Consider the following 25,077-nt stretch of genomic DNA (forward strand, 5'->3'; position numbering starts at 1 on the left):
AACACAGACTCATGGCGAACTACACCGCCGCTGACGTCAAGAAGCTCCGCGAGCTCACCGGCGCCGGCATGATGGACTGCAAGAAGGCGCTCGACGAGGCCGACGGCAACGTCGACGCCGCCGTCGAGGCGCTGCGCATCAAGGGCCAGAAGGGCGTCGCCAAGCGCGAGGGCCGTTCCGCCGAGAACGGCGCGGTCGTCTCCCTCGTCTCCGAGGACAAGACCTCCGGCGTCCTCGTCGAGCTCAAGTGCGAGACCGACTTCGTCGCCAAGGGCGACAAGTTCCAGGCCGTCGCCAACGCCCTCGCCGCGCACGTCGCCGCGACCTCCCCGGCCGACATCGAGGCGCTGCTCGCCTCCGAGATCGAGCCCGGCAAGACCGTCCAGGCGTACGTGGACGAGGCCAACGCCAACCTCGGCGAGAAGATCGTCCTGGACCGCTTCGCGCAGTTCCAGGGTGGCTTCGTCTCGGTCTACATGCACCGCACCATGCCCGACCTGCCCCCGCAGATCGGCGTCATGGTCGAGCTGGACAAGGCCGACGCCGACCTGGCCAAGGGCCTCGCCCAGCACATCGCCGCCTTCGCGCCGAAGTACCTCTCCCGCGAGGACGTCCCGGCCGAGGTCGTCGAGGCCGAGCGCCGCGTCGCCGAGGAGACCACCCGCGCCGAGGGCAAGCCCGAGGCCGCCCTCCCGAAGATCGTCGAGGGTCGCGTCAACGGCTTCTTCAAGGAGGCCACCCTCCTCGGCCAGCCGTACGCGCTGGACAACAAGAAGTCGGTCCAGAAGGTTCTGGACGAGGCCGGTGTCACCCTGAAGCGCTTCACGCGTATCAAGGTCGGCATCTGAGTCCGTCCGCGAAAAACGGCGGACCCGGTAGGGTCTGGTGCAGTCGACGGCCGCACACCGCCGTACGACCGCAGATCTGACGAGGAGGCCATTGCCGCAAGGGACACCAGACCCACCGGCAATGGCCTTCTTCGTATGTGCACGAGGAGAATCCCCATGAGCAAGGGCGCGGACGCCGCCAAGGACGACCACAAGCGCGAGGACGGCAAGGTGCCCGGACGCTTCATGCTGAAGCTGTCCGGAGAGGCGTTCGCCGGCGGCGGGGGTCTCGGCGTCGACCCCGATGTCGTGCACGCCATCGCCCGCGAGATCGCCGCGGTCGTCCGGGACGGCGCGCAGATCGCGATCGTCATCGGCGGCGGCAACTTCTTCCGCGGCGCCGAGCTCCAGCAGCGCGGCATGGACCGGGCCCGCTCCGACTACATGGGCATGCTCGGCACCGTGATGAACTGTCTCGCCCTCCAGGACTTCCTGGAGAAGGAGGGCATCGACTCCCGCGTCCAGACCGCCATCACCATGGGCCAGGTCGCGGAGCCGTACATCCCGCTGCGCGCGGTCCGGCACCTGGAGAAGGGCCGGGTCGTCATCTTCGGCGCCGGCATGGGCATGCCGTACTTCTCCACCGACACCACCGCCGCCCAGCGCGCCCTGGAGATCGACGCCGAGGCGCTGCTCATGGGGAAGAACGGCGTGGACGGGGTCTACGACTCCGACCCGAAGACCAACCCCGCCGCGGTGAAGTTCGACGCGCTGGAGTACAGCGAGGTGCTCGCCCGCGACCTCAAGGTCGCCGACGCCACCGCCATCACGCTCTGCCGTGACAACGAGCTGCCGATCCTCGTCTTCGAGCTCACCGCCACCGGCAATATCGCCCGCGCCGTCAAGGGTGAGAAGATCGGCACGCTCGTGAGCGACCAGGACACCCGCGCCTGAAAACGGGTGCTTCCACCGGTGAGCCCCGGTGGGAACCGGGGCGCGGGACCGCCCCGGAAGATGGACAACGGCCTGCCGGTCGGACACCGTGCAGGTGGTACGCGACGCAGGACCCGCCGGGCCCGCCGGGCCCGTTCAAGACACGCAGGAGCACGTGGTGATCGAAGAAACCCTCCTCGAGGCCGAGGAGAAGATGGAGAAGGCCGTAGTCGTCGCGAAAGAGGACTTCGCCGCGATCCGTACCGGCCGTGCGCACCCGGCGATGTTCAACAAGATCGTCGCCGACTACTACGGTTCGCCGACCCCGATCAACCAGCTGGCCTCGTTCTCGGTGCCCGAGCCCCGTATGGCCGTCGTGACGCCGTTCGACAAGACCGCGCTGCGCAACATCGAGCAGGCCATCCGCGACTCGGACCTCGGTGTCAACCCGAGCAACGACGGCAACATCATCCGGGTCAACTTCCCCGAGCTGACCGAGGAGCGCCGCCGCGACTACATCAAGGTCGCGAAGACCAAGGCCGAGGACTCCAAGATCTCGATCCGGGCCGTCCGCCGCAAGGCCAAGGAAGCGCTCGACAAGCTGGTCAAGGACAAGGAGTCCGGCGAGGACGAGGTGCGCCGCGCCGAGAAGGAGCTCGACGACACCACCGCGAAGTACGTCGCACAGGTGGACGAGCTGCTGAAGCACAAGGAAGCCGAGCTGCTCGAAGTCTGATGAACGACTCTTCCTGGGGCGCTCCGCAGGGCGCCGGCCACCGGGTCGCGCCGGAGATGCAGGGTGCTGCGGCGGGTCCTGCCTACGATGTGCATGACGCCCAGCAGACTCGGCCCATGCCCATCGTGCCGGACGTTCCCGACGCAGGTAGAGACGCTGAAGACCGTGATCACCGGGAACAGGGGGCCGGACGCCTGAGCGGCGGCCCCCTGTTCCGCGACGAGAAGCCGCAGGAGCCCATGCCGACCGCGCCGCCGCCTCCCCCGCCTCCGCAGAAGAAGCGCGCGGGCCGGGACCTGGGAGCCGCCATAGGGGTCGGCCTGGGGCTCGGTGCCCTGGTCGTCGTCTCGCTCTTCGTCGTCAAGGCCGTCTTCGTCGGCGTCATCGTGCTCGCCGTCGTCGTCGGCCTGTGGGAGCTCACCTCCAGGCTGGAGGAGCGCAAGGGCATCAAGGCGCCCCTCGTGCCGCTCGCCGTCGGCGGCGCCGCCATGATCGTCGCCGGGTACGCGCGCGGGGCCGAGGGCGCCTGGGTCGCCATGGCCCTGACCGCCCTGGCGGTGCTCGTGTGGCGGATGGCCCAGCCGCCCGAGGACTACCTCAGGGACGTCACGGCTGGCATCTTCGCCGCGTTCTACGTGCCCTTCCTGGCCACCTTCGTCGCCATGCTCCTGAAGGCCGACGACGGCCCGCAGCGGGTGCTGACCTTCCTGCTGCTGACCGTGGTCAGCGACACGGGTGCGTACGCGGTCGGCTGGCGGTTCGGCAAGCACAAGCTGGCTCCGCGCATCAGCCCGGGCAAGACCCGCGAGGGCCTGTTCGGGGCCGTCACCTTCGCCATGGTGGCCGGGGCGCTGTGCATGCAGTTCCTGATCGACGACGGTTCCTGGTGGCAGGGGCTGCTGCTGGGCCTCGCGGTCGCGGCCAGCGCCACCCTCGGCGACCTGGGCGAGTCCATGATCAAGCGGGACCTCGGCATCAAGGACATGGGAACGCTGCTGCCCGGCCACGGCGGGATCATGGACCGGCTGGACTCCCTGCTGCCGACCGCCCCGGTGGTCTGGCTGCTGCTCGTCCTCTTCGTCGGCTCCGGCTGACCGGCTCCGGCCTGCGGTTTTCCGTACGAAGGCCCGTCGTCCACAGGGCGGCGGGCCTTCGCCGTTCCGTCTGCGACACTGGAAGAACCATGCCTAAGCCCGGAGAACTCACTTTCGTCGCGCCCCGCGGAGCCAAGAAGCCGCCGCGGCACCTCGCCGACCTCACGCCCGCCGAGCGCAGGGAAGCCGTCGCCGCGATCGGCGAGAAGCCGTTCCGCGCCCAGCAGCTCTCGCAGCACTACTTCGCGCGGTACGCGCACGACCCGGCCGAGTGGACCAACATCCCGGCCGGATCGCGGGACAAGCTCGCCGAGGCGATGTTCCCCGATCTGATGTCCGTCGTCCGGCACATCAGCTGCGACGACGACACCACCCGCAAGACCCTGTGGAAGCTGCACGACGGGACGCTGGTCGAGTCCGTCCTGATGCGCTACCCGGAGCGGGTCACCATGTGCATCTCCTCGCAGGCCGGCTGCGGCATGAACTGCCCGTTCTGCGCGACCGGGCAGGCCGGTCTCGACCGCAACCTGTCGACCGCGGAGATCGTCCACCAGATCGTGGACGGCATGCGCGCCCTGCGCGACGGCGAGGTCCCCGGCGGCCCCGCCCGGCTGTCCAACATCGTGTTCATGGGCATGGGCGAGCCGCTGGCCAACTACAACCGCGTCGTCGGCGCGATCCGCCGGCTGACCGACCCCGAGCCCGACGGCCTCGGTCTCTCGCAGCGCGGGATCACCGTGTCCACCGTCGGCCTGGTGCCCGCGATGCTTCGGTTCGCCGACGAGGGCTTCAAGTGCCGCCTCGCGGTCTCGCTGCACGCCCCGGACGACGAGCTGCGCGACACCCTGGTGCCGGTCAACACCCGGTGGAAGGTCCGTGAGGTGCTGGACGCCGCGTGGGAGTACGCGGAGAAGTCCGGCCGCCGCATCTCCATCGAGTACGCCCTGATCCGCGACATCAACGACCAGGCGTGGCGCGGCGACCGGCTGGGCCGGCTCCTCAAAGGCAGGCGCGTCCACGTCAACCTGATCCCGCTCAACCCGACCCCCGGCTCCAAGTGGACCGCGTCGCGGCCCGAGGACGAGCGCGCGTTCGTCGAGGCCATCGCGAGCCACGGCGTGCCGGTCACCGTCCGCGACACCCGGGGCCAGGAGATCGACGGCGCCTGCGGACAGCTGGCGGCCTCCGAGCGCTGAGGGCGAGCGGCCCGGGCATGCGGAACCGCGGCCGAAAACGGCCGTGTAGCCTGGGGCCGAAATCAACTGCATATTCCGACAGGGGAGCGCCACAGCGCTGAGAGTGCGGCACCAAGGACAGGTTGGCCGCAGACCCTCTGAACCTCGCCCGGGTCATTCCGGGTAGGAAGTTCGGACCATACTCAAGCTGTTGCGCCCTGCCCGCTTCCGGTTTCCACCGGTGCGGGCAGGGCCGCGTCTCTTCCTGGTCACTCCAGGAGGAATCACACATGAGCACCACCCAGAAGGCCGCGGTCGCGGCCGTCGCCGCCGCGCTCGGCGTCACCGCGCTGGCCGGCTGCGGGAGTTCCGACGACTCGGCGTCCGGTTCCGGATCCACCAAGGGCTCCGGCTCCAAGACCGTCACGCTGGTCAGCCACGACTCCTTCAACGCCTCCAAGGACGTGCTGAAGGAGTTCACCCGGCAGACCGGCTACACCGTCAAGGTCCTCAAGAGCGGTGACGCGGGCGCCGCCCTGAACCAGGAGATCCTGACCAAGGGCTCCCCGCGCGGCGACGTCTTCTTCGGCGTCGACAACACCCTGCTCTCGCGCGCCCTCGACAACGGGCTGTTCACGCCGTACGAGGCCAAGGGGCTCGACCGGGTCCCGGCCGATGTCCAGCTGGACGCGGACAAGCACCGGGTCACCCCGGTCGACACCGGCGACATCTGCGTCAACTACGACAAGAAGTACTTCGCCGACAAGAAGCTCGCGCCGCCGAAGACCTTCGCCGACCTGGCGAAGCCCGCGTACAAGAACCTGCTCGTCACCGAGAACGCCGCGACCTCCTCGCCCGGCCTCGGCTTCCTGCTGGGCACCGTCGCCACCTTCGGTGAGGACGGCTACCAGGACTACTGGAAGAAGCTGAAGGACAACGGCGTCAAGGTCGTCGACGGCTGGGAGCAGGCGTACAACGAGGAGTTCTCCGGCTCCGCGGGCGGCAAGAAGGCCAAGGCCGACCGGCCGCTCGTCGTCAGCTACGCCTCCAGCCCGCCCGTCGAGGTGCTGTACGCCGACCCGCAGCCCAAGACCGCGCCCACCGGGGTCGCCACCGGGACCTGCTTCCGCCAGATCGAGTTCGCCGGTCTGCTGGACGGGGCGAAGAACGAGGCAGGCGGCAAGGCCCTGCTGGACTTCCTGATCGGGAAGAAGTTCCAGGAGGACATGCCGCTGACCATGTTCGTCAGCCCGGTCGCCAAGGACGCGAAGGTGCCGGAGCTCTTCACGAAGTTCGGCGCCACCGCCGACAAGCCGGCGACCGTCGCCCCGGACACCATCGCCAAGAACCGTGAGCAGTGGGTCCGGTCATGGTCCTCGCTCGTAGTGAAGTAACGAAGACTCCCGTACGCGGACCGGGCGCGCGCGGGAGGTCCGCACGCGCCCGGGCCCGGCGCGGGACCGCGGTGCGGCTCGGGCTTATGGCCGTGCCCGTCGCGTTCTTCGCCGTGTTCTTCGCCTACCCGGTCGCCGCGATCGTCGGCCGGGGGCTCAAGGCGGACGGCGTCTGGCAGTTCGGCCGGTTCGGCGAGGTGCTGGCCCGGCCGGAGATCCGTGACGTCCTGTGGTTCACGCTGTGGCAGGCGCTCGCCTCGACCGCGCTGACCCTGCTGATCGCGTTGCCCGGCGCCTATGTCTTCGCCCGGTTCGACTTCCCCGGCAAGCAGGTGCTGCGCGCCGTCGTCACGGTGCCGTTCGTGCTGCCGACCGTCGTCGTCGGCACCGCCTTCCTCGCGCTGCTCGGACGCGGCGGGCTGCTCGACGAGCTGTGGGGCGTACGGCTCGACACCACCGTGTGGGCGATCCTGCTGGCCCACGTCTTCTTCAACTACGCGGTCGTCGTCCGCACCGTCGGCGGGCTCTGGGCGCAGCTCGACCCGCGTCAGGAGGAGGCCGCCCGGGTGCTGGGCGCGAGCAGGTTCACCGCCTGGCGCCGCGTCACGCTGCCCGCGCTCGCCCCGGCCGTGGCCGCCGCCGCGCTGATGGTCTTCCTCTTCACCTTCACCTCCTTCGGGGTCGTACAGATCCTCGGCGGGCCCGGCTTCTCCACGCTGGAGGTGGAGATCTACCGGCAGACCGCGCAACTGCTGGCCCTGCCCACGGCCGCCGTGCTGACGCTCGTGCAGTTCGCCGCCGTCGGCGCGATCCTCGCCGTGCACGCCTGGACCGTACGCCGCAGGGAGCGTGCGCTGAAGCTGGTCGACCCGGCACAGACGGCGCGCAGGCCGAGCGGTGCCGGGCAGTGGGCGCTGCTCGGCGGAGTGCTGCTGAGCGTGCTCGTGCTGATACTGCTGCCGCTCGCCGTGCTGGTGGAACGCTCGCTCGGCGGCTCCGGGCTCGCCTACTACCGCGCGCTCACCTCGGCGGACGCCAACAGCGGTACGTTCCTGGTGGCGCCCATCGAGGCGATCGGGAACTCGCTGCGCTACGCCCTCGTCGCGACCCTGATCGCCCTGGTCGTCGGGGGCCTCGCCGCCGCCGCGCTCACCCGGCGGGCCGGCCGGCTCGTCCGGGGCTTCGACGCGCTGCTGATGCTGCCGCTCGGGGTCTCCGCGGTGACCGTCGGCTTCGGCTTCCTGATCACCCTGGACAAGCCGCCGCTCGACCTCCGTACCTCCTGGATCCTGGTGCCGCTCGCCCAGGCGCTGGTCGGGGTGCCCTTCGTCGTACGGACCATGCTGCCGGTCCTGCGGGCGGTGGACGCCCGGCTGCGCGAGGCCGCGGCGGTGCTCGGGGCCTCGCCGCTGCGGGCCTGGCGCGAGGTGGACTTCCCGCTGGTGCGGAGGGCGCTGCTGGTCGCCGCCGGGTTCGCGTTCGCCGTGTCACTGGGGGAGTTCGGGGCGACGGTGTTCATCGCGCGTCCGGACAACCCGACGCTTCCGGTGGCCGTGGCCCGGCTGCTGGGCCGGTCCGGGGAGCTCAACTACGGCCAGGCCATGGCCCTCAGCACCATCCTGATGCTCGTGTGCGCGGTCTCGCTGCTGCTGCTCGAACGCATCCGCACCGACCGATCCGGGGAGTTCTAGAAGATGCTGACGCTCGAATCGGCAACCGTCCACTTCGGCGACCGGGCCGCGCTCGACGGGGTGGACCTGGAGGTCGCCGACCACGAGATCGTCTGCGTGCTCGGGCCGAGCGGCAGCGGCAAGTCCACCCTGCTGCGCCTGGTCGCCGGGCTGCAGGAGCCGGACGGCGGCCGGGTCCTGCTCGACGGCACCGACCAGGACGGCATCCCGGTCCACCGGCGCGGCCTCGGCCTGATGTTCCAGGACCACCAGCTCTTCCCGCACCGGGACGTCGGCGCCAACGTCGCCTTCGGCCTGCGGATGCACGGTGCCGGCCGGGGCGAACAGGACCGCCGGGTCGCCGAACTCCTCGACCTCGTGGGCCTCCCCGGCGCCGAACGCCGTGCCGTCGCCGCGCTCTCCGGCGGCGAGCAGCAGCGCGTCGCCCTCGCCCGGGCCCTCGCCCCCAGCCCCAGGCTCCTGATGCTCGACGAGCCCCTGGGCCAGCTGGACCGCAGCCTGCGCGAACGGCTCGTCGTCGAACTGCGCGCCCTCTTCGGCCGGCTCGGCACCACCGTGCTCGCCGTCACCCACGACCAGGGCGAGGCGTTCGCGCTGGCCGACCGGGTCGTCGTGATGCGCGAGGGCCGCGTCGCCCAGGTGGGCACCCCGCTGGAGGTGTGGCAGCGCCCCGCCTCCGCCTTCGTGGCCCGGTTCCTGGGCTTCGACAACGTGGTCGAGGCGACCGTCGAGGGGGAGGCGGCGGACACGGACTGGGGCGAGGTGCCGGTGCCGGCCGGGTCGCCGCAGGGGGCGTGCGATCTGCTGGTGCGGCCGGCCGGGGTCCGGATCGGCGGGCCGGAGAAGGGGCTGCGCTGCGTCGTGGGGGCGCGCACCTTCCGGGGCAGCCATGTCGCCGTGACCCTCCACCCCGAGCGCGGCCCGGTGCTGGACGCCGAGTGCCCGCTGCGCGGGACGCCGGAGGAGGGCGAGCGGGTGGGCGTCACCTTCGACGCGTCGGAGTGCGTGGTGCTGCCCGCGCTGTTCTGACCGGGCCGCGCGCCGTCAGACGGGCCGGCGGAGTGCGTCGACCAGGGCGCGGGGGTCGTCGGCGTGGAAGCGGATGGTGTGGGCCCCTTCCGGAGCGCCGAGCGGGCGGGTGAAGGGCAGCGGCCGGTTCAGCTCCAGGGTCACCGAGGTCTGGCTGCCCACGATCAGGTCGAGGACCCCGTCGTCGGAGAGGGTGACCAGGCGGCCTTCCGGGTATCGCCGGTCGACCCGGACCGAGGCGACCGCGTCCTGGGGCACGACGAGGTCGAAGAGTGCTCCGTAGCGGATCCGCAGAGAGCCGTCGGGGCGTACGACGTGCGGCCGGGTGACGCAGGCGGCGTGCAGGGCCAGGACCAGGACGAGCCCGTACAGGTCGAGGACCAGGAACACCCGGTGGACCACCGGCCACGGGATGAGGAGGGCCAGGCCCACCGTCTCGACGGCCATCACGAAGAGCAGCCCGTACAGCATCGCGGTCTGCGGCCCGGTGTACGCGGCGGCGAGGTCCCCGGGGCGCACACCGTGCGCGCGGCGCCGGACCCACCGCGCCAGTGAGGCGACGGCGCGCAGCTCGTGGAGGACCAGACGGCGGACCGCCACCGGCACCGCCTGCTCCACGGCGGCCCGCCGCGCCGCCCGGGGGTCCGCGCCGCCGGCGCGCGCCGCGACGTACAGCGAGCGCAGCACCCGGGCCTCCAGCAGCAGGACCGTGAGCACCAGCGCCTCGGCGCCCGCCAGTGCCCAACCGGGCGGCCGGACCCCGGCCACCAGGCAGACCGCCAGGGCCAGTTCCCCGGACAGCACGGCGGCTGAGGCGACCCGTGCCACCCGCACGCCACTCATCCCCGGCCCCTCGCGATGAACGCCTCCATGAGCCTGCTCACGACCTCCGCCTGCGCGGGGGCGTACTCGGCGAGCATCGCTTCCTTGAGCCCGGTCACGACGACCCCGTCCTCGGGGATCGCGGCGAACAGTTCCTCGGGGACGACTGCCATCAGATCGGCCGCCAGCGGGGCGATCCTCGGATCGTCGGCCGGGGCCTCGGCGAGCGCGTCCAGGCGCTCGTACAGTCCGACGACCGCGGGATCGGCGACCAGCGTTTCGAACAGCGCGAAAATCTCCTGGGCACCGGTGCCGGGGGCATCCATCAGCGTGAGGTACTCGCGATCCTTGGCCGCGCTCGGCGAATCCGTCCTGGGGGCCTGTGCCAACAGTGCGGCGAGGGCGGGCGAGACGGGCCCGGTGGCGCCGGGCGGCTCGGCGAGCAGGACGCCGAGCCGGCGGCGGCGCTCCCGGATGGCTGCCTCCTGGCGGGCCAGGTCCGCGTCGAGTTCCTCCAGCACCTCGGCCAGCTCGCGCCCGGCGTCATCGGCGAGGACGTCACGCACCTCATCGAGACCGAGACCGAGCTCGGTGAGCCGCCGCACCCGGGCGAGCAGGACGGCGTCGCGGACGCTGTACGCCCGGTAGCCGTTGGGGCGCCGCTCAGGTTCCGGGAGCAGACCGACATGGTGGTAGTGCCGGATCGCCCGGGTGGTCAGCCCCACGAGCTCGGCGATCTCTCCGATTCGCATGCGGCCAGTAGAAACCCTGCCGCTGCGTCAAGGTCAAGCGCCGCGACGGATCGCCGGGCGCGTCCGCACCGCTATCGGCCGGGTTCCCCCGTGCACCGGCCGTCGGTCATCCGCCAGTAGTACTGGTGGTCGGCCATCCGCCAGGTCTCATCGGCAGTGGTTGCCCGTGTGATCCATGCACGGAGTCGGGGGAGGGCCTGCGCGCGTAGAACAGCGCGGGTGGCAGCCCGTTCGGTGGCGTCGACCGGGTGGACGTCGATGCGGAAGCCGACCATGTCCGGGTGGACGCCGCGGCCGTAGTTGCGGGGGTTCGGAGCGACCCACTCCACTCCCAGGACGAGGGTCCCGCTGTCATGCCCGGTGAGGAATGCCAGGCCCGTGACCCGGGTCATGCAGGGGCCGAGACACTCGCTGACGTCGGTGGTGGTCAGCGGCCAGGCACGGTGCCGGGGAAGTCTTCGATTGCGTGCGGACATGGCGAGCAGAATGGCAGAGGGCCCCTGCCGGCCCCACCGGATATCGCCCTTACGCCCCCGAGAGCCGGGCAAGGGCGTCGGGCGCCTCCTCCACCGTGTCGACCAGGGCGATGCGGGACTCCATCCTCCGGCCGGCCGCCAGGGTTTGCAGGAGGGGCCAGGCGGGAAGCTCGCGCGTCCAGTGGTCGTGGCCCACCAGCACCATCGGGACGGGCTCGCCGCGTGACTCGTAGTAGTTCGGGGTGGTGCTGTCGAAGATCTCCTGGACCGTCCCGGCCGCGCCCGGGAGGAAGATCACGCCCGCGTTCGACCGGGCCAGCAGCCCGTCCTCGCGCAGCGCGTTGGTGAAGTACTTCGCGATGTGCCCGGCGAACGGGTTCGGCGGCTCGTGGCCGTAGAACCAGGTGGGGATCGACACGGACGGGCCGCCGCCCGGCCAGCGCTCCCGGACCGCGAAGGCCGCCCGCGCCCAGTCGGTGACCGAGGGTGTGAAGGACGGCACCGCGCCCAGCATCGCGCACGCCTCGTCCAGCATCGCGTCGGGGTGCGGCGCCGCGTACGCCCCCAGGTTGGCCGCCTCCATCGCGCCCGGGCCGCCCCCGGTCGCCACGGTGAGGCCGCTGCGGGCCAGGGTCCTGCCGAGCCGGGCCGCCTCCGCGTAACCCGCGCTGCCCCGGGGCAGCGCGTGGCCGCCCATCACACCGGCCACCCGTGCCCCGGCGAGCACCTCCGCCAGCGCGTCCGAGATCGCGTCGTCGTGGAGCGCCCGGAGCATCGAGGCGAACGCGTCGCCGTCCGACCGGGTCCGCCGGAACCAGTCGAAGGCCAGGGCGTCCGGCGTGGCCGCGTAACCCTCCCGCGCGAGCCCGTCGTAGAGCGCGTCGGGGGAGTAGAGCAGGCCCCGGTACGGATCGAAGGGCAGGCCGGGGACGGGCGGGAAGACGAACGCCCCGCCGGCCCGGACCTTCTCCTCGGGACCCGGCTCCATCGGGCAGCCGAGGAACACGGCTCCGGCGGTGTCCGTGGCCAGCAGCGCCGCGCTCCGCTCCGTCAGGTCCACCGACTGCACACGGCGCCCGGCCAGCGAACCGGCGGCCACCGCCGCGTCGAACTCGGCCAGCGACTCGATCTCGTCGCCATGGGCGCTCTTGTGCTCGTCCGGGCTCTCCACGCGGCTCATGCTACGAAACGCTCATCCGATCCGGGCGGGCACCCGGAAACGCGCGAAACCGGCCGGGCAGGAGGCCCGGCCGGTTTCGCGCGACGAGCCGCGCTCAGGGGGTCAGCGGCAGCGCGGCCAGTTCGGCGATCGCCCAGGTGAGCGGGGCGAAGAGGACCAGCAGCGCCACCGCGCGCAAGGCGGTCGCCCAGCGCAGCGCCGAGGCCGGGGCCCCGAGCCGCAGCAGCGCCCTGGCCGTCTCGGCACGGGCCTGGCGGGCCTCCAGGGCCGAGGTCAGCAGCGTCGCCGTGGTGCAGCCGACGACGAGCACCGCCCCCAGCGCGGTCAGCGGGCCGAACGGCCGGGGCCCCGTCCCGTACAGCGCGAAGGCGGCGATGACCGCCGACAGCACCGCGCAGACGATGCCGAGCGGGCGGCCGATCCGGCGCGCCTCGTCCATCAGGACCCGGCCGGCCAGCAGGCGTACGGCCCCGGGCCGGGCCGTCTGGAGCAGCTTGCCGCACAGATAGGTCAGGCCGGGGCCCGCCGTGGCCAGGCCGATCGCCGTGAGCGTCCAGCCGACGAGCACCCAGGCCGGTGTGGAGTCCAGCTTGCCCGGGAGCGGGAAGGGGCTGCCGGGCGTGCCCCGGCTCGCGTACGCCTCGACGGCGAGACCGGCGGCGGTCAGGGCCACCCCCCAGGGCAGCCCGCCCGGCGGCGCGGCGGGTGCGGAGATCTCCTCGGTGGGCACCAGGTCGCCGCCGTCGTCCGTGTCGCGCGCCGCCCCCGCCGGGCGGCCGCGCAGCGCCAGCGCACTGCCCGTCGCGGCCGCCACCGGCACCAGGGCCAGCAGGACCAGCACGGCGGCGATGGGCAGCGACGCGTCCGCACCGAGCAGGTCGGCGGCGGCACCGTCGAACGGCAGCCCCGACAGGTCGCCGCGCAGATGGAGGAAGAACAGCAAGGCCACCGCGGAGCCGAGGGTGCACGAGACGGCGGTCGAGACCGCGGCGAGCACGCTGAGCTTCACCGGGCCGAGGCCCACGGCGGACAGCCCGGTACGTGGCCGGGTGCTCGGGTCCGTGCGGGCCACCGCGACCGCGAACTGCACGGTTGCCGCCAGCGGGACGAAGCACCACAGCAGCCGCAGCACCGCCCCCGCCGAGTGCGGGTGCGCGGCGGTGTAGCCGAGGGTGCACAGGAGAAGGAAGCCGACCCCGGCGGAGGCGGCCGCGACCAGCAGCCGCCGCATCAGGACCAGTGGATGGGAACCGCGGGCTAGACGGAGAGCGAGCACGCCGCGCGCCCCTCCGGATCGGCTTCGGCGGGCAGGCCGACGGTGGAGACCCGGCGCCCGTCGAGCAGCGGCACCACGCGGTCGGCGAGCGCGGCGATCTCGGCGTCGTGCGTCGCGAGTACCACCGTGATCCCGTGCGAGCGGGCGGCGCTGGTCAGGGTCCGCAGGACGTGCGTGCGGTCCGTGCGGTGCAGCGTCGCGGTCGGCTCGTCGGCGAAGATCACCGAGGGCCCGGCGGCCAGCGCGCGGGCCACGGCGATCCGCTGCCGCTGGCTCTGCTGGAGGGTGTGCGGGCGCTTCTTGGCGCACGTGCCGATGTCCAGGCGCTCCAGCCACTCCATGGCGGTCTTCCTGGCCTCCCGGTGCGAGGCGCCGCGCAGCAGGAGCGGCAGGGCGGTGTTCTCCCAGGTGTTCAGCTCCGGGACGAGCTGCGGTTCGGGGGCGATCCAGCCGAACTTGTCGCGGCGCAGCCGCTCGCGCAGCCTCGGCCCCATGGTGTGCACGGGCACGCTGTTGAACCAGACCTCGCCCTGCTCGGGCACCAGCTGACCGGAGAGGCAGTGCAGCAGCGTCGTCTTGCCGCTGCCGCGCGGACCGGTCACCGCGAGGATCTCGCCGTCGCGGATGCCCAGGGAGACCCCGCCGAGCGCGGGTGAGCCGTTGTGGGAATGCTGCAGGGAACGCGCCCAGATCACATCGTTGTCCGGCGGGGCCACTGGCGTACACCTCGGTTCAGATCAGATATCCCGTCCCCGTACGGGGGAACGAAGAGGGGGCCGATCGGTCACTCGGCACCGTAAGGATTCGGATCGCGGTGAGCGGACAGCACGCGGCCCGGGTCCGCCTCTTCCCACTCGATCGGCCGCATCCGGGCCGCTCGGGGACCTGGGAGATGCCTTGCCCGGCACAGCACACCGACGCCCGACTACGCTGGTCGTCTCACCCATTGGACATACACGAGGAGGGGTGGCCGTGACCGCCGAGGTACGCCGTCTGCGCAACTACATCAACGGGGAGTTCCGGGACGCCGCCGACGGGCGGACGATCGACGTGGTCAACCCGGTGACCGAGGAGGTCTACGCGACCTCGCCGCTCTCCGGCCCCGCCGACGTCGACGCCGCGATGGCCGCCGCCGCGGCGGCGTTCCCCGCCTGGCGCGACACCACACCGGCCGAGCGCCAGCGCGCTCTGCTCAAGATCGCGGACGCGTTCGAGGAGCGGGCCGAGGACCTGATCGCCGCCGAGTCCGAGAACACCGGCAAGCCGATCGGACTGACCCGCACCGAAGAGATTCCGCCGATGGTGGACCAGATCCGCTTCTTCGCGGGCGCCGCGCGGCTCCTTGAGGGGCGCTCGGCCGGCGAGTACATGGAGGGGCTGACCTCCATCGTGCGCCGCGAGCCGGTCGGCGTCTGCGCGCAGGTCGCGCCGTGGAACTACCCGATGATGATGGCCGTCTGGAAGTTCGCCCCGGCGCTCGCCGCGGGCAACACCGTCGTCATCAAGCCGTCCGACACCACGCCCGCCTCGACTGTGCTGATCGCCGAGATCATCGGGCAGATCCTGCCCAAGGGTGTCTTCAACGTCATCTGCGGCGACCGCGACACCGGCCGCGCCATGGTCGAGCACCGGACCCCGGCGATGGCCTCCATCACCGGCTCGGTGCGGGCCGGCGTGCAGGTCGCCGAGTCGGCCGCCAAGGACGTCAAGCGGGTCCACCTGGAGCTCGGCGGCAAGGCGCCCGTCGTCGTCTTCGAGGACACCGACCTGGCCAAGGCCGTCGAGGACATCTCGGTCGCGGGCTACTTCAACGCCGGTCAGGACTGCACGGCCGCCACGCGCGTGCTGGTCCACGAGTCCATCCACGACGAGTTCGTCACCGCCCTCGCCAAGGCCGCCGCCGACACGAAGACCGGCCTTCCGGACGACGAGGACGTGCTCTACGGCCCGCTCAACAACGCCAACCAGCTGGCCCAGGTCAGCGGCTTCATCGAGCGCCTCCCCGCCCACGCCCGGGTCGAGGCGGGCGGCCACCGGGTCGGCGACAAGGGCTACTTCTACGCCCCGACCGTCGTCTCCGGCCTCAAGCAGGACGACGAGATCATCCAGCACGAGGTCTTCGGCCCGGTCATCACCGTCCAGTCGTTCCGCGACGAGGCGCAGGCCGTCGAGTGGGCGAACGGCGTCGAGTACGCCCTGGCCTCCTCGGTGTGGACCAAGGACCACGCGCGTGCCATGCGGATGTCCAAGAACCTGGACTTCGGCTGCGTCTGGATCAACACCCACATCCCGCTGGTCGCCGAGATGCCGCACGGCGGTTTCAAGAAGTCCGGCTACGGCAAGGACCTCTCGGCCTACGGCTTCGAGGACTACACGCGCATCAAGCACGTGATGACGTCCATCGAGGGCTGAGCGACCACACCCCCGTGCCCCGTGAGAACCGGCCGGTTCGCACGGGGCACGGGGCTACCGGCGCTGTACCGGGGGCGGCATGAAGAGCCGGTAAATGCGGGCGTACGCTGCGGACATGAGCGAGCGAAACGCCCTGCGAAGGCGTATACGCGTGTGGTTGGTCGTCTTCATCGTCTGTCTGGTTCTGAGCGGGCTGACCGCCTTCCCGCTCGTCCACGAACTGCGGTGGACCGAGGATCTGCTGACGTCCTCGGCCTCTCCCGTCCCCGAACACTTCCCGGCTCTGCTGGAGTGGATCACCCGCGTCCGCACCGGCCTGGACGAGGCCGACGCCCGGTACCCCTTCGTGCTGTACGGCACCGACTGGCTGGCCTTCGCCCACCTGGTCATCGCGGTCGCCTTCTACGGGCCCTACCGCGACCCGGTCCGCAACATCTGGGTGATCGAGTTCGGCATGATCGCCTGCGCCGGGATCATCCCGCTCGCGCTGATCTGCGGCCCGATCCGCGACATCCCGTTCTGGTGGTCGATCATCGACATGTCGTTCGGCGTCTTCGGGGTGATCCCGCTGCTGATCGTGCACCGCAAGATCAAGCGCCTGGAGAGCCTGGAGCGGGCACCGGAGCCGGAGCCGGTGGCGGCCTGACTCAGTCGGCCGACGGCGCTCCGAAGACCGTGGAGACCACGCCCATGACCAGCGCGTTCTCCCCCTCCGCCTTCGCGTCCGTGGAGTTGATGCTGTAGACGAGCGTGCGGGAGAGATCGCGCGTGGCGCCGATTCCCGAGTTGTAGCCCCAGCGGCCGCCGGTCTTGCCCCAGACCTGGCGGCCGCCCAGCTTCCAGGTGGACAGCCCGGCGCTGAACGCGGGGGCCTTGCCGGTCACGAAGTCGCGCACCGAGGGGTCCGGCAGCGTGAACATCTCCTCCAGCAGCGGCCCGCGCACCACCCGGCCCCGGAACAGCGCGGTCAGGAAGCGCTCCAGGTCGGCGGTGGTGGAGATGACGTCCCCCGCCGCCCAGCCGTCGGTCGCGCTCCACACGCTGACGTCCCGCAGCACGGTGGTGCCGTCTTCCCGCTTCATGCGCTGGTACCCGTGGTTGTGCGGGCCGTGGATACGGGGATCGGCGCCGGGGAACGATGTGTCGCGCAGACCCAGCGGGGCCAGGATGCGCCGGGACACCTCCGCCTCGTAGGTGTGCCCGGTGATCTTCTCGATCAGCAGCCCGGCCACCGTGGAGTTGATGTTGAGGTAGTGCTGGCGCGTCCCCGCCGGGGTGCCCGTCGCGAGGGCCGGGCCCGCGGTGCCTGCCGCGATTCCGGCGACCAGGGCGGCGGCGAGGACGGTACGGCGGATGCGGGCGTTCATCGTGATGCCTCCAGGCAGCGAGATCCGGGGCGGCGCGGTCGCTTCGGCCGCGCCGTTGTCGGTCTCATCCTGCTGACCGGGAGGCCCTTGGCGGATCACCGGAGCGGGGGGTTCCCGGCGGGTCCCCTTCTCCCCTGCACGGGGGAGGGGGACGGCGGTGCTCCCTCCGGCGAGGGAGCGACGAGCCCGGTCTCGTAGGCGCAGATGACGGCCTGGATGCGGTCGCGCAGGCCCAGTTTGGACAGCACGTTGCCCACATGGGTCTTCACCGTGTGGTCGCTGACGACCATGGCCGCGGCGATCTCCGCGTTGGACAGCCCGCGTGCCAGGTGCAGCAGCGTCTCGCGCTCCCGGGCGGTCAGCACGCCGAGCCGCTGCCGCGACGGCGCCGGGGCGTACGCGGCGACGCTGTAGAGGGCGAGCAGGCCCGTGTACGGCAGGGTCTGCCCCGGGCCGTCGACGGCCACTCCGTACAGGCTCTGCGTCACCAGCACAGCCAGCAGTGCCCGCACGGGAGCCCGGCGCCGCCACAGCAGCGGCAGCACGGTCAGGGTGGTCAGCAGATACGCGGGCAGGGAAGCGGGCTCCAGGCGGGATCGCGGGGCAGCACCCAGGGCACCGACACCGCCGCCTGTACCACCAGGACCACGCCGATGTCGGTCACCCGGGGGCTCGGACCGCCGGCCTCCCGCACCCGGCGCCAGAGCGCGCGGGGGTCTGTCACGGTCTCCGCCCGGCTCCGCGCCGGTCGATCAGCTTGCGGAGCACGTCGATCCGGTTGGTGGTGACGGAGTCCACGCCGTACGCGAGCAGGCGGCGCATCGTCCGGCCGGTGTCGGCGGTCCACGCCGAGACCAGCAGCCCGTCGCGGTGGTTCCGGTCCGTCAGCTCCGGGCTGACCAGCCCGAACCGGTAGTTCAGCCAGCGCGGCCGGACCGCGTCGAGGAGCGCCGCGCGCGGGGGCGCGAGCGTCGTCCAGGTCATCGCGATCTCGGCCGACGGGTCGGCCGCCCGCACCCGGAGCATCGCCTCGGGCCCCGCGCAGTAGTACACGCGCTCGCCTGCCCCGCACTCCCGCACCACGCCCACCGTGCGTTTCACCGACTCCGGCGTGGAGCCCGGCAGATCGATCATCACGCGGTGCGCGCCGACGGCGAGCAGCGCCTCGCGCAGCGTCGGCACCCCGCCCGCCGTCAGCTCGGTCAACTCCTGGTGGCTGAGCCGATCCAGCCGCAGGTCATGGCCCCACAGCCGGTCCAGCGTGGCGTCGTGCAGCAGGACCGGCACCCCGTCCCGGGTGACCCGGACGTCGGTCTCCACCACGTCCGCCCCGCGTTCGAGGGCGGAGCGGATCGAGGCGAGGGTGTTCTCGCGGGCACGGTACGGATCGCCGCGATGCGCGACGGCGGTGACAGGCGTGGGCGTGGGCATGGGGCCATTGTCACCGCCCGGGGATCACCGCCCGGTGCTCCGCAGCCAGTTGGCCGTGTACGTGTCGATCTCGGCGGCCAGCGTGCGCTTTCCGGCCGGGTCCAGGAAGGACGCATCGACGGCGTTCTTCGCGAGCGCGGCCAGACCGTGTTCGTCCAGACCGAGGATGCGGGCGGCCACCGCGTACTCGTTGTTGAGGTCGGTGCCGAACATGGGCGGGTCGTCGCTGTTGATCGTGACCAGCACCCCGGCCTGGACCATTTCGCGGACCGGGTGCTGCTCGATGTCCTTCACCGCCCGGGTCGCGATGTTGGATGTGGGGCAGACCTCCAGGGCGATGCGCCGCTCGGCGAGGTGGTCGAGCAGCTTGGGGTCGGCGACCGAGCTGGTGCCGTGGCCGATGCGCTCGGCGCGCAGCTCGGTCAGCGCGTCCCAGACGGTCTGCGGGCCCGTGGTCTCCCCGGCGTGCGGGACCGAGTGCAGGCCCTCGGCGATCGCGCGGTCGAAGTAGGGCTTGAACTGCGGGCGGTCCACACCGATCTCCGGGCCGCCGAGGCCGAACGAGACGAGCCCCTCGGGCCGCAGGTCCACGGCGAGCCGGGTGGTCTCCTCGGCGGCCTCCAGACCGGCCTCGCCCGGGATGTCGAAGCACCAGCGCAGAACGACGCCGAGCTCCCGCTCGGCCGCCTTGCGGGCGTCCTCGATGGCCTCCATGAAGCCCTGCTCGGGAATGCCGCGCCGGGTGGAGGAGAACGGGGTGACCGTCAGCTCCGCGTACCGGATGTTCTGCCGGGCCATGTCCCGGGCGACCTCGAAGGTCAGCAGCCGGACGTCCTCCGGGGTGCGGATCAGGTCGACGACCGAGAGGTAGACGTCGATGAAGTGGGCGAAGTCGGTGAACGTGAAGTAGTCGGCCAGCGCCTCGGGGGCGGTGGGGACCTTGGAGTCGGGGTGGTGCGCGGCCAGCTCGGCGACGATTCGGGGGGAGGCCGAACCGACGTGGTGGACATGGAGCTCGGCCTTGGGCAGCCCCGCGATGAAGGGGTGCAGATCGGTCATCGGGGCCTCCGTGGGCAGGGAGTGGTACGGGTCCCGGTCACCGGCGCGACCAGGGCGGGGGACGGGAGTCATCGTAGGACGGCCCCGCCCGTAGCATGACCGCATCACGATGGGGGAGGCCCATGCCAGACAACACGGACAAGCCGGCGGACGGGGCCGCACCGATCGACCCCTGGGCACCGCCGGAGCGGCGCCACGACGGGACACGGAGCGGCGGCACGCCGCCGGGCACCGCCGGGCCGGCCGACGCCCCGCCCGGCGACGGTCGCCCGTCGGGCGGTCGGGTGCCGTTGGACAAGGGTGCCGCCCCGCCCGGCGACGCCCACTCGCCGGGCGGCCCGGTCCCGCTCGACAAGCACGACGCGCCCGGCGCCCCGCGCCCACCGGAGGACGCCGTCCCGGCCGACGCCCGGCCCGGCGACGCCCGCCGGCCGACGGACGGCATACCCGGCGACGGTCACATGCCCGGCGGCCCCCACGCGCCGGGCGACGGTCCCATACCCGGCGACCTCCACGCGCCGGGCGACGGTCACATGCCCGGCGGCCCCCACGCGCCGGGCGACGGTCACATGCCCGGCGACCTCCACGCGCCGGGCGACGGTCCCATACCCGGCGACCTCCACGCGCCGGGCGACGGTCCCATACCCGGCGACCTCCACGCGCCGGGCGACGGTCCCATACCCGGCGGGCCCCACGCGCCCGGCGGCGCATCCTCCGGTGGCTCCCGCGCCTCGGGCGTGCACGATCAGCTGACGGTCACCTCCATGCCGGGCGCCGGCACGGGCCCCGGCCCGTCCAACCCCTTCGCGGCACCGCAGAACGGTCCCGCCGGCTTCGCCGGGCCGCAGGCCGCGGGCGCCGGGTGGTCCGCTCCCGGGACCGTGCCGCCGCCGCCTGTCGGGCCGAACGGCCCCGGGCAGGCCGCCCCGCCGGTGGAACCGGGTGGATACCCGGGCGGCCAGTTCCCACCCGGGGCCTCGTACGGCTACCCGGCCGCGCAGGCACCGCAGTTCGGTTACCCGGGCTATCCCGGCTACGGAACCACCTGGGGCGGACCGCAGCCCGCGAACGGCATGGGCATCGCCGCGCTGGTGCTCGGCCTCATCGCGACGGTCGGCTTCTGCCTGTACGGCCTCGGCGTCATCCTCGGTGTCCTCGCACTGGTCTTCGGCATCATCGGCCGCGGCCGGGCCCAGCGGGGCGAGGCCGACAACGGCGGCGTGGCGCTGGCCGGCATCATCCTCGGATCGATCGGGATCGTCGTCAGCGCCGCCTTCCTCGGCTTCCTCATCTGGGCGATCACCAGCGACTACGCCGACGACGACAGCGATTCCGACCGCGGGCGGACGTCCGTCTCCCAGGTCGTCGAGGCGCGCGAGCAGGCCCCGCTCGGTCACCTCTCCGCGCGGACCTGAGCCCCACCGAACCGGCTCGCGGGTGCGCGAGGGGCACCGGCCCCGCCCGCCCCCGCGAGCCGGTTCATATGCCGGCGCCGCCGGTCCCGTTCCGAAGCTCGTCCCGGGCCGCCATCAGCGCGAACCCCAGCAGATTCAGGCCCCGCCAGGCCGCCGGGTCCTGCGCGCGCGGGTCGTCCGCCGAGAGCCCGATGCCCCAGACCCGGTCCATCGGGCTCGCCTCCACCAGCACCCGGTCCCCGGTGCCGAGCAGGAAGGCGCCCAGCTCCGGGTCCTGGCCGAACTTGTGGACGCTGCCCGCCACCACCAGGGCGAACCGCTCGCGCTTCCAGACGGCGTCGTCGAAGTCGCGGACCAGCCGGCCCACCTTCTTCGCCTCCGCCGGGCTCTTCGCCGCCACCGCCTGCCCGGCTGCATCCGCGTCGCCGAACAGCCGCGCCTTGCCGGCCATCATCCAGTGCTCGGCCGACGCGTACGTCACGCCGTCGACCGTGAACGGCGAGGGCCACCACTGACTGAGACAGCTCGCACCGATGCTGCCGTCCGGGCGCGGGCGGTGCCCCCAGAAGTGCAGGTATTTCACCCTCTCGCCGCGACCCGTCAGCTCGACGAGCTCCTCGGCACTGCGGACATCCCCCATGTGTTCCATGCCGTGGAGTCTGTCACCCGTCACTGACAACAGGTCCACGTGACCCGGATCACTACCAATGGGTAGCCGAACCCGCGTCATGGACCGGCCCCGGCCCGCTCTCCCTCCTGAACGCGCCCGCCGCCCGGCCGGCGCGACACGGACTACGGAGGCGGGCCATGACGGGCTCGGAGGTCAGGGCAGCGGTCGAGTGGCTGGCGTCGGCGGCGCCCGACCCGGCCGCCTGCCGGTGGGACTGGGAACGCGATCCGCGGGGGATCGCGCTCCTGCCCGCCGGCCGGCGCTGGGACGTGCTGATCCTGCCGGGGGAGCTGGGCTATCCGACGCTCGACGTGCTCACCCGGCTCATCGACCGGCCGGGGCCGGTCCTCGCGGACTTCGGCGAGGCCAGGATGGGTTTCTTCGTGCCGCCGGGCACCGTCGCCCGCTGGGTCGGGACGGGCGTCAGGGGCGCCGGGCGCGGCACCTGGATCGTCGTACCGCACCCGGGGCGCCCGGCCGGAAAGGTGCGCTGGCTCGTCCCGCCCGACGGCTCCGGAACCCTCACCGACTCCACGCTCCTGGAGCTCGCGATGCACGAGGCGGCGGCCGGCCCGACGGGCGGTGAAGAGGTCTGACGCTGCCAGAGGTCTTGACAACCCGATTGGTCTGGACCATGTTGTGCGCGCCGCATCAATTCCCCGCGCCGCACCAATTCCCCCCTGTACGGAGGCCGTTGTGGAACGCACAAGACCCCCCGCCCGCATGACCGGACTTGTGGCCGCCTTCTCGGCCGCCCTCCTCGCCGCCGGTGGCCTCGCCGCCACGGCGCCCACCGCCGCCGCGGCCGACGCCGACGTGGCGAGCAACGGCACCTTCGAGGCCGGGCTGACCGGCTGGAACTGCTCCGGCGGCAGCGGAGCGGCCGTCAGCACCCCCGTACACGGCGGGACATCGGCGCTGAAGGCGACGCCGGCCGGCAGCGACAACGCCAAGTGTTCGCAGTCCGTGAAGGTGAAGCCCGGCTCCACGTACACCCTGAGCGCCTGGGTGCAGGGCAGTTACGTCTATCTGGGCGCCGAGGGCACCGGGACGACCGATGTCTCCACCTGGACGCAGTCCGCGCCCGGCTGGCAGAAGCTCACGACCACGTTCACGACCGGGGCCTCCACCACCTCGGTCAAGATCTACACGCACGGCTGGTACGGCACCCCGGCCTACTACGCCGACGACGTCAGCCTCATCGGCCCCGGCGGCGACCCGGTCGTGCTCCCCTCCACCCCCACGGGCCTCAAGTCCGGTACGGTCACCGCCTCCTCGGTCGCCCTGTCCTGGGCGGGCTCCTCCGGGGCCACCGGCTACAACGTCTACCGGGGCGGCACCAAGGTCCAGAGCGTCACCGGGACCTCGGCGACCGTGACCGGCCTCAGCGCCTCCACCGCGTACAGCTTCCAGGTCAGCGCCGTCAACGAGGCCGGAGAGTCCGCGAAGTCCGCGGCCGTCTCCGCGACCACCTCCGAGGGCGGCGGGGGCGACGGCGGCACCGGCACCCAGCTCCCGGCCCACGCGCTCGTCGGCTATCTGCACTCCAGCTTCGCCAACGGCTCCGGCTACACGCGCATGGCGGACGTGCCCGACTCCTGGGACGTCATCGACCTGGCCTTCGGCGAGCCGACCTCCGTCACCTCGGGCGACATCCGCTTCAAGCTCTGCCCGGTCGCCGAGTGCCCGAACGTCGAGTCGGAGGCCGAGTTCAAGGCGGCCATCAAGGCCAAGCAGGCCGCCGGCAAGAAGGTGCTGATCTCCATCGGCGGCCAGAACGGCCAGGTGCAGCTCGCCACCACCGCGGCCCGCGACATGTTCGTCTCCTCGGTCAGCAAGATCATCGACGAGTACGGCCTCGACGGTCTGGACATCGACTTCGAGGGCCACTCGCTCTCGCTGAACACCGGTGACACCGACTTCCGGAACCCCACCACGCCGGTGATCGTCAACCTGATCTCCGCGGTGAAGACCCTCAAGGTCAAGTACGGCGAGGACTTCGTCCTCACCATGGCCCCCGAGACCTTCTTCGTGCAGCTCGGCTACCAGTACTACGGTTCGGGGCCGTGGGGCGGTCAGGACCCGCGCGCCGGGGCCTACCTGCCGGTGATCCACGCGCTGCGCGACGACCTCACCCTGCTGCACGTCCAGGACTACAACTCGGGCTCCATCATGGGTCTGGACAACCAGTACCACTCCATGGGCGGCGCCGACTTCCACATCGCGATGACCGACATGCTGATGGCCGGCTTCCCCGTCGCCGGTGACCAGACGAAGGTCTTCCCCGGGCTGCGCCCCGACCAGGTCGCGATCGGCCTCCCGGCCTCCACCCAGGCGGGCAACGGGCACACCTCGCCCGCCGAGGTCACCAAGGCGCTGAACTGCCTCACCAAGAAGACCGACTGCGGCTCCTACGCCACCCACGGCACCTGGTCGGGCCTGCGCGGCCTGATGACCTGGTCCGTCAACTGGGACCGCTTCAACAACTGGGAGTTCTCGAAGAACTTCGACGCCTACTTCGGCTGAGCACCCCGTACAACAGCAGGAGCAGCAGTCCGCACAGGAACCAGCTGCCCAGCACATCCAGCGGCCAGTGATAGCCGCGGAGCACCAGACCGATGCCCGTCGCCGCCGTCAGCAGGACGGCGGCGACGGGCATCATCCATGAGCGCCGCCCGCGCCCGGCGAGCAGCAGCACCGAAGCCCCGTACGCCACCGCCGCCGTCGCCGCATGGCCCGACGGGTAGTAGCCGGTGGCCTCCGTCAGCGGTCCGGGCCGGGCGATCCAGTCCTTCAGCGGTACGACCAGCAGCGGCACCGCAGCCATCGCGAGGGCCGCGCCCAGCGGCGCCCGCCGCCGTCCGCGCAGCAGCGACCAGCCGATCGCGCAGACCAGCACCGGGAGGGCCACCTGCATGTTGCCGAGGTCGGCGAGGAATTCGGTGAGGCGTCGCGGGCCGTGGCCGACGAGGGCCCGTCCGGCGCGCTCGTCGAGGCCGCGCAGCGGGCCGTCGGCGGCGATCTGCCAGGTGGTCAGCGCGAAGAGGGCCGACAGGCCCGAGACCAGGGAGAGGAAAAAAGCCGTCCGCCCCGGAACTGGGGGGGTTGTTCCGGAGCGGACGAGTGGACCGGTTTGCCGCGCGTCCCGGGGGGTGTGGGACGAGCGGCCATCCGATCGGTGAGGAGTTCCGAAGCGTGATGCTCCAGTGGTGTGCGCGAAGGCACGGCCGGGACGGTGCTGGGGAAGCGCCGACCCGGAGTCACCCGCAGTCCCCTGCGGGCGGGGTGTTTCTCTCATCTGCGGAAACCGTACGTCAGGCGAAGGGGGACCGATAGCG

At 72.1% G+C, this 25,077-nt stretch carries 23 protein-coding genes, 3 pseudogenes and 1 riboswitch; of the genes and pseudogenes, 13 read left to right on the top strand and 13 right to left on the bottom strand.

Translation table 11 applies throughout. The features are described 5' to 3' along the window. The first annotated feature begins 11 nt into the window (after nt 1–11). The 8 genes from tsf to OG242_RS24255 all read left to right on the top strand — a co-directional run bounded on the left by tsf (nt 12) and on the right by OG242_RS24255 (nt 8,879). Nucleotides 12–848 (top strand): translation elongation factor Ts, encoded by an 837-nt coding sequence (gene tsf / locus OG242_RS24220; protein WP_405900149.1) that lies wholly within the window; start codon nt 12–14, stop codon nt 846–848. Between the two features lie 156 nt (nt 849–1,004). Continuing rightward, nucleotides 1,005–1,781 (top strand): UMP kinase, encoded by a 777-nt coding sequence (gene pyrH, locus OG242_RS24225; protein ID WP_405900150.1) that lies wholly within the window; start codon nt 1,005–1,007, stop codon nt 1,779–1,781. Nucleotides 1,782–1,938: 157 nt separating this feature from the next. Beyond that, nucleotides 1,939–2,496 (top strand): ribosome recycling factor, encoded by a 558-nt coding sequence (gene frr / locus OG242_RS24230; RefSeq protein WP_405900151.1) that lies wholly within the window; start codon nt 1,939–1,941, stop codon nt 2,494–2,496. Beyond that, nucleotides 2,496–3,590 (top strand): phosphatidate cytidylyltransferase, encoded by a 1,095-nt coding sequence (locus OG242_RS24235; RefSeq protein WP_405900152.1) that lies wholly within the window; start codon nt 2,496–2,498, stop codon nt 3,588–3,590. The genes frr and OG242_RS24235 overlap by 1 nt, the downstream gene beginning before the upstream one ends. Nucleotides 3,591–3,679: 89 nt before the next feature. Continuing rightward, complete coding sequence (gene rlmN / locus OG242_RS24240; protein WP_405900153.1) at nt 3,680–4,786, top strand: 23S rRNA (adenine(2503)-C(2))-methyltransferase RlmN; 1,107 nt, start codon at nt 3,680–3,682, stop codon at nt 4,784–4,786. A gap of 70 nt (nt 4,787–4,856) precedes the next feature. Then, a riboswitch (TPP riboswitch) is annotated at nt 4,857–4,973 on the top strand. Between the two features lie 82 nt (nt 4,974–5,055). Beyond that, nucleotides 5,056–6,159, top strand: coding sequence for a thiamine ABC transporter substrate binding subunit (locus OG242_RS24245; protein WP_405900154.1), 1,104 nt, complete (start codon nt 5,056–5,058; stop codon nt 6,157–6,159). An 86-nt stretch (nt 6,160–6,245) separates the two neighbouring features. Next, on the top strand, nt 6,246–7,850 hold the full coding sequence (locus OG242_RS24250; protein ID WP_405900155.1) for an ABC transporter permease: 1,605 nt from the start codon (nt 6,246–6,248) through the stop codon (nt 7,848–7,850). A gap of 3 nt (nt 7,851–7,853) precedes the next feature. After that, the gene (locus OG242_RS24255) at nt 7,854–8,879 is read left to right on the top strand and encodes an ABC transporter ATP-binding protein (protein WP_405900156.1); all 1,026 of its coding nucleotides are present in this window, start codon (nt 7,854–7,856) and stop codon (nt 8,877–8,879) included. Nucleotides 8,880–8,894: 15 nt separating this feature from the next. Here OG242_RS24255 and OG242_RS24260 read toward each other — a convergent pair whose 3' ends face one another. The 6 genes and pseudogenes from OG242_RS24260 to OG242_RS24285 all read right to left on the bottom strand — a co-directional run. Next, nucleotides 8,895–9,722, bottom strand: a complete 828-nt coding sequence (locus OG242_RS24260) for a hypothetical protein (RefSeq protein WP_405900157.1) — start codon at nt 9,720–9,722, stop codon at nt 8,895–8,897. Continuing rightward, complete coding sequence (locus tag OG242_RS24265) at nt 9,719–10,453, bottom strand: MerR family transcriptional regulator (RefSeq protein ID WP_405900158.1); 735 nt, start codon at nt 10,451–10,453, stop codon at nt 9,719–9,721. The genes OG242_RS24260 and OG242_RS24265 overlap by 4 nt, the downstream gene beginning before the upstream one ends. 71 nt (nt 10,454–10,524) lie before the next feature. Further along, nucleotides 10,525–10,929 carry a hypothetical protein gene (locus tag OG242_RS24270; RefSeq protein ID WP_405900159.1) on the bottom strand — a complete coding sequence of 135 codons (405 nt, stop codon included), beginning with the start codon at nt 10,927–10,929 and terminating at the stop codon, nt 10,525–10,527. Nucleotides 10,930–10,978: 49 nt separating this feature from the next. Next, complete coding sequence (locus OG242_RS24275) at nt 10,979–12,109, bottom strand: Rossmann fold nucleotide-binding protein (RefSeq protein WP_405900160.1); 1,131 nt, start codon at nt 12,107–12,109, stop codon at nt 10,979–10,981. A 94-nt stretch (nt 12,110–12,203) separates the two neighbouring features. Then, complete coding sequence (locus OG242_RS24280; RefSeq protein ID WP_405900161.1) at nt 12,204–13,340, bottom strand: hypothetical protein; 1,137 nt, start codon at nt 13,338–13,340, stop codon at nt 12,204–12,206. Between the two features lie 26 nt (nt 13,341–13,366). Further along, a pseudogene (locus OG242_RS24285) lies at nt 13,367–14,020 on the bottom strand (ABC transporter ATP-binding protein); the annotation flags it as partial. Nucleotides 14,021–14,357: 337 nt separating this feature from the next. Between OG242_RS24285 and OG242_RS24290 the strand changes: the two are divergent. Beyond that, entirely contained in the window at nt 14,358–15,797 is a 1,440-nt protein-coding gene (locus tag OG242_RS24290; protein WP_405900162.1) for a gamma-aminobutyraldehyde dehydrogenase, read from the top strand. A 115-nt stretch (nt 15,798–15,912) separates the two neighbouring features. After that, nucleotides 15,913–16,443, top strand: a complete 531-nt coding sequence (locus OG242_RS24295; protein ID WP_405900163.1) for a hypothetical protein — start codon at nt 15,913–15,915, stop codon at nt 16,441–16,443. A gap of 1 nt (nt 16,444) precedes the next feature. Here the strand turns inward: OG242_RS24295 and OG242_RS24300 are convergent. From OG242_RS24300 to OG242_RS24320, 5 genes and pseudogenes are all read right to left on the bottom strand, one after another. Then, nucleotides 16,445–17,071 (bottom strand): annotated as a pseudogene (locus tag OG242_RS24300) (serine hydrolase domain-containing protein); the annotation flags it as partial. Between the two features lie 188 nt (nt 17,072–17,259). Further along, a pseudogene (locus OG242_RS24305) lies at nt 17,260–17,541 on the bottom strand (response regulator transcription factor); the annotation flags it as partial. A 179-nt stretch (nt 17,542–17,720) separates the two neighbouring features. Then, nucleotides 17,721–17,888, bottom strand: a complete 168-nt coding sequence (locus OG242_RS24310) for a hypothetical protein (RefSeq protein WP_405900164.1) — start codon at nt 17,886–17,888, stop codon at nt 17,721–17,723. Further along, nucleotides 17,885–18,595 carry a glycerophosphodiester phosphodiesterase gene (locus tag OG242_RS24315; RefSeq protein WP_405900165.1) on the bottom strand — a complete coding sequence of 237 codons (711 nt, stop codon included), beginning with the start codon at nt 18,593–18,595 and terminating at the stop codon, nt 17,885–17,887. The genes OG242_RS24310 and OG242_RS24315 overlap by 4 nt, the downstream gene beginning before the upstream one ends. A gap of 24 nt (nt 18,596–18,619) precedes the next feature. Further along, a complete protein-coding gene (locus tag OG242_RS24320) occupies nt 18,620–19,759 on the bottom strand; it encodes an adenosine deaminase (protein WP_405900166.1) in 1,140 nt (379 codons plus the stop codon). Nucleotides 19,760–20,259: 500 nt separating this feature from the next. Between OG242_RS24320 and OG242_RS24325 the strand changes: the two genes are divergently transcribed. Continuing rightward, nucleotides 20,260–21,069 (top strand): DUF4190 domain-containing protein, encoded by an 810-nt coding sequence (locus OG242_RS24325; protein ID WP_405901714.1) that lies wholly within the window; start codon nt 20,260–20,262, stop codon nt 21,067–21,069. A 64-nt stretch (nt 21,070–21,133) separates the two neighbouring features. Here the strand turns inward: OG242_RS24325 and OG242_RS24330 are convergent, their stop codons facing one another. Continuing rightward, the gene (locus tag OG242_RS24330; RefSeq protein WP_405901715.1) at nt 21,134–21,709 is read right to left on the bottom strand and encodes an NADAR family protein; all 576 of its coding nucleotides are present in this window, start codon (nt 21,707–21,709) and stop codon (nt 21,134–21,136) included. Between the two features lie 167 nt (nt 21,710–21,876). On the opposite strand from OG242_RS24330, the gene OG242_RS24335 reads away from it, so the two are divergent. Next, entirely contained in the window at nt 21,877–22,335 is a 459-nt protein-coding gene (locus OG242_RS24335) for a hypothetical protein (RefSeq protein ID WP_405900167.1), read from the top strand. Nucleotides 22,336–22,435: 100 nt separating this feature from the next. Next, complete coding sequence (locus tag OG242_RS24340) at nt 22,436–24,265, top strand: chitinase (protein WP_405900168.1); 1,830 nt, start codon at nt 22,436–22,438, stop codon at nt 24,263–24,265. Here OG242_RS24340 and OG242_RS24345 read toward each other — a convergent pair. Continuing rightward, nucleotides 24,219–25,037 (bottom strand): phosphatase PAP2 family protein, encoded by an 819-nt coding sequence (locus tag OG242_RS24345; RefSeq protein WP_405900169.1) that lies wholly within the window; start codon nt 25,035–25,037, stop codon nt 24,219–24,221. The genes OG242_RS24340 and OG242_RS24345 overlap by 47 nt on opposite strands. Between the last annotated feature and the right edge of the window lie 40 nt (nt 25,038–25,077).

Source organism: Streptomyces sp. NBC_00727 (genome assembly GCF_045161745.1).
GTDB lineage: Bacteria > Actinomycetota > Actinomycetes > Streptomycetales > Streptomycetaceae > Streptomyces.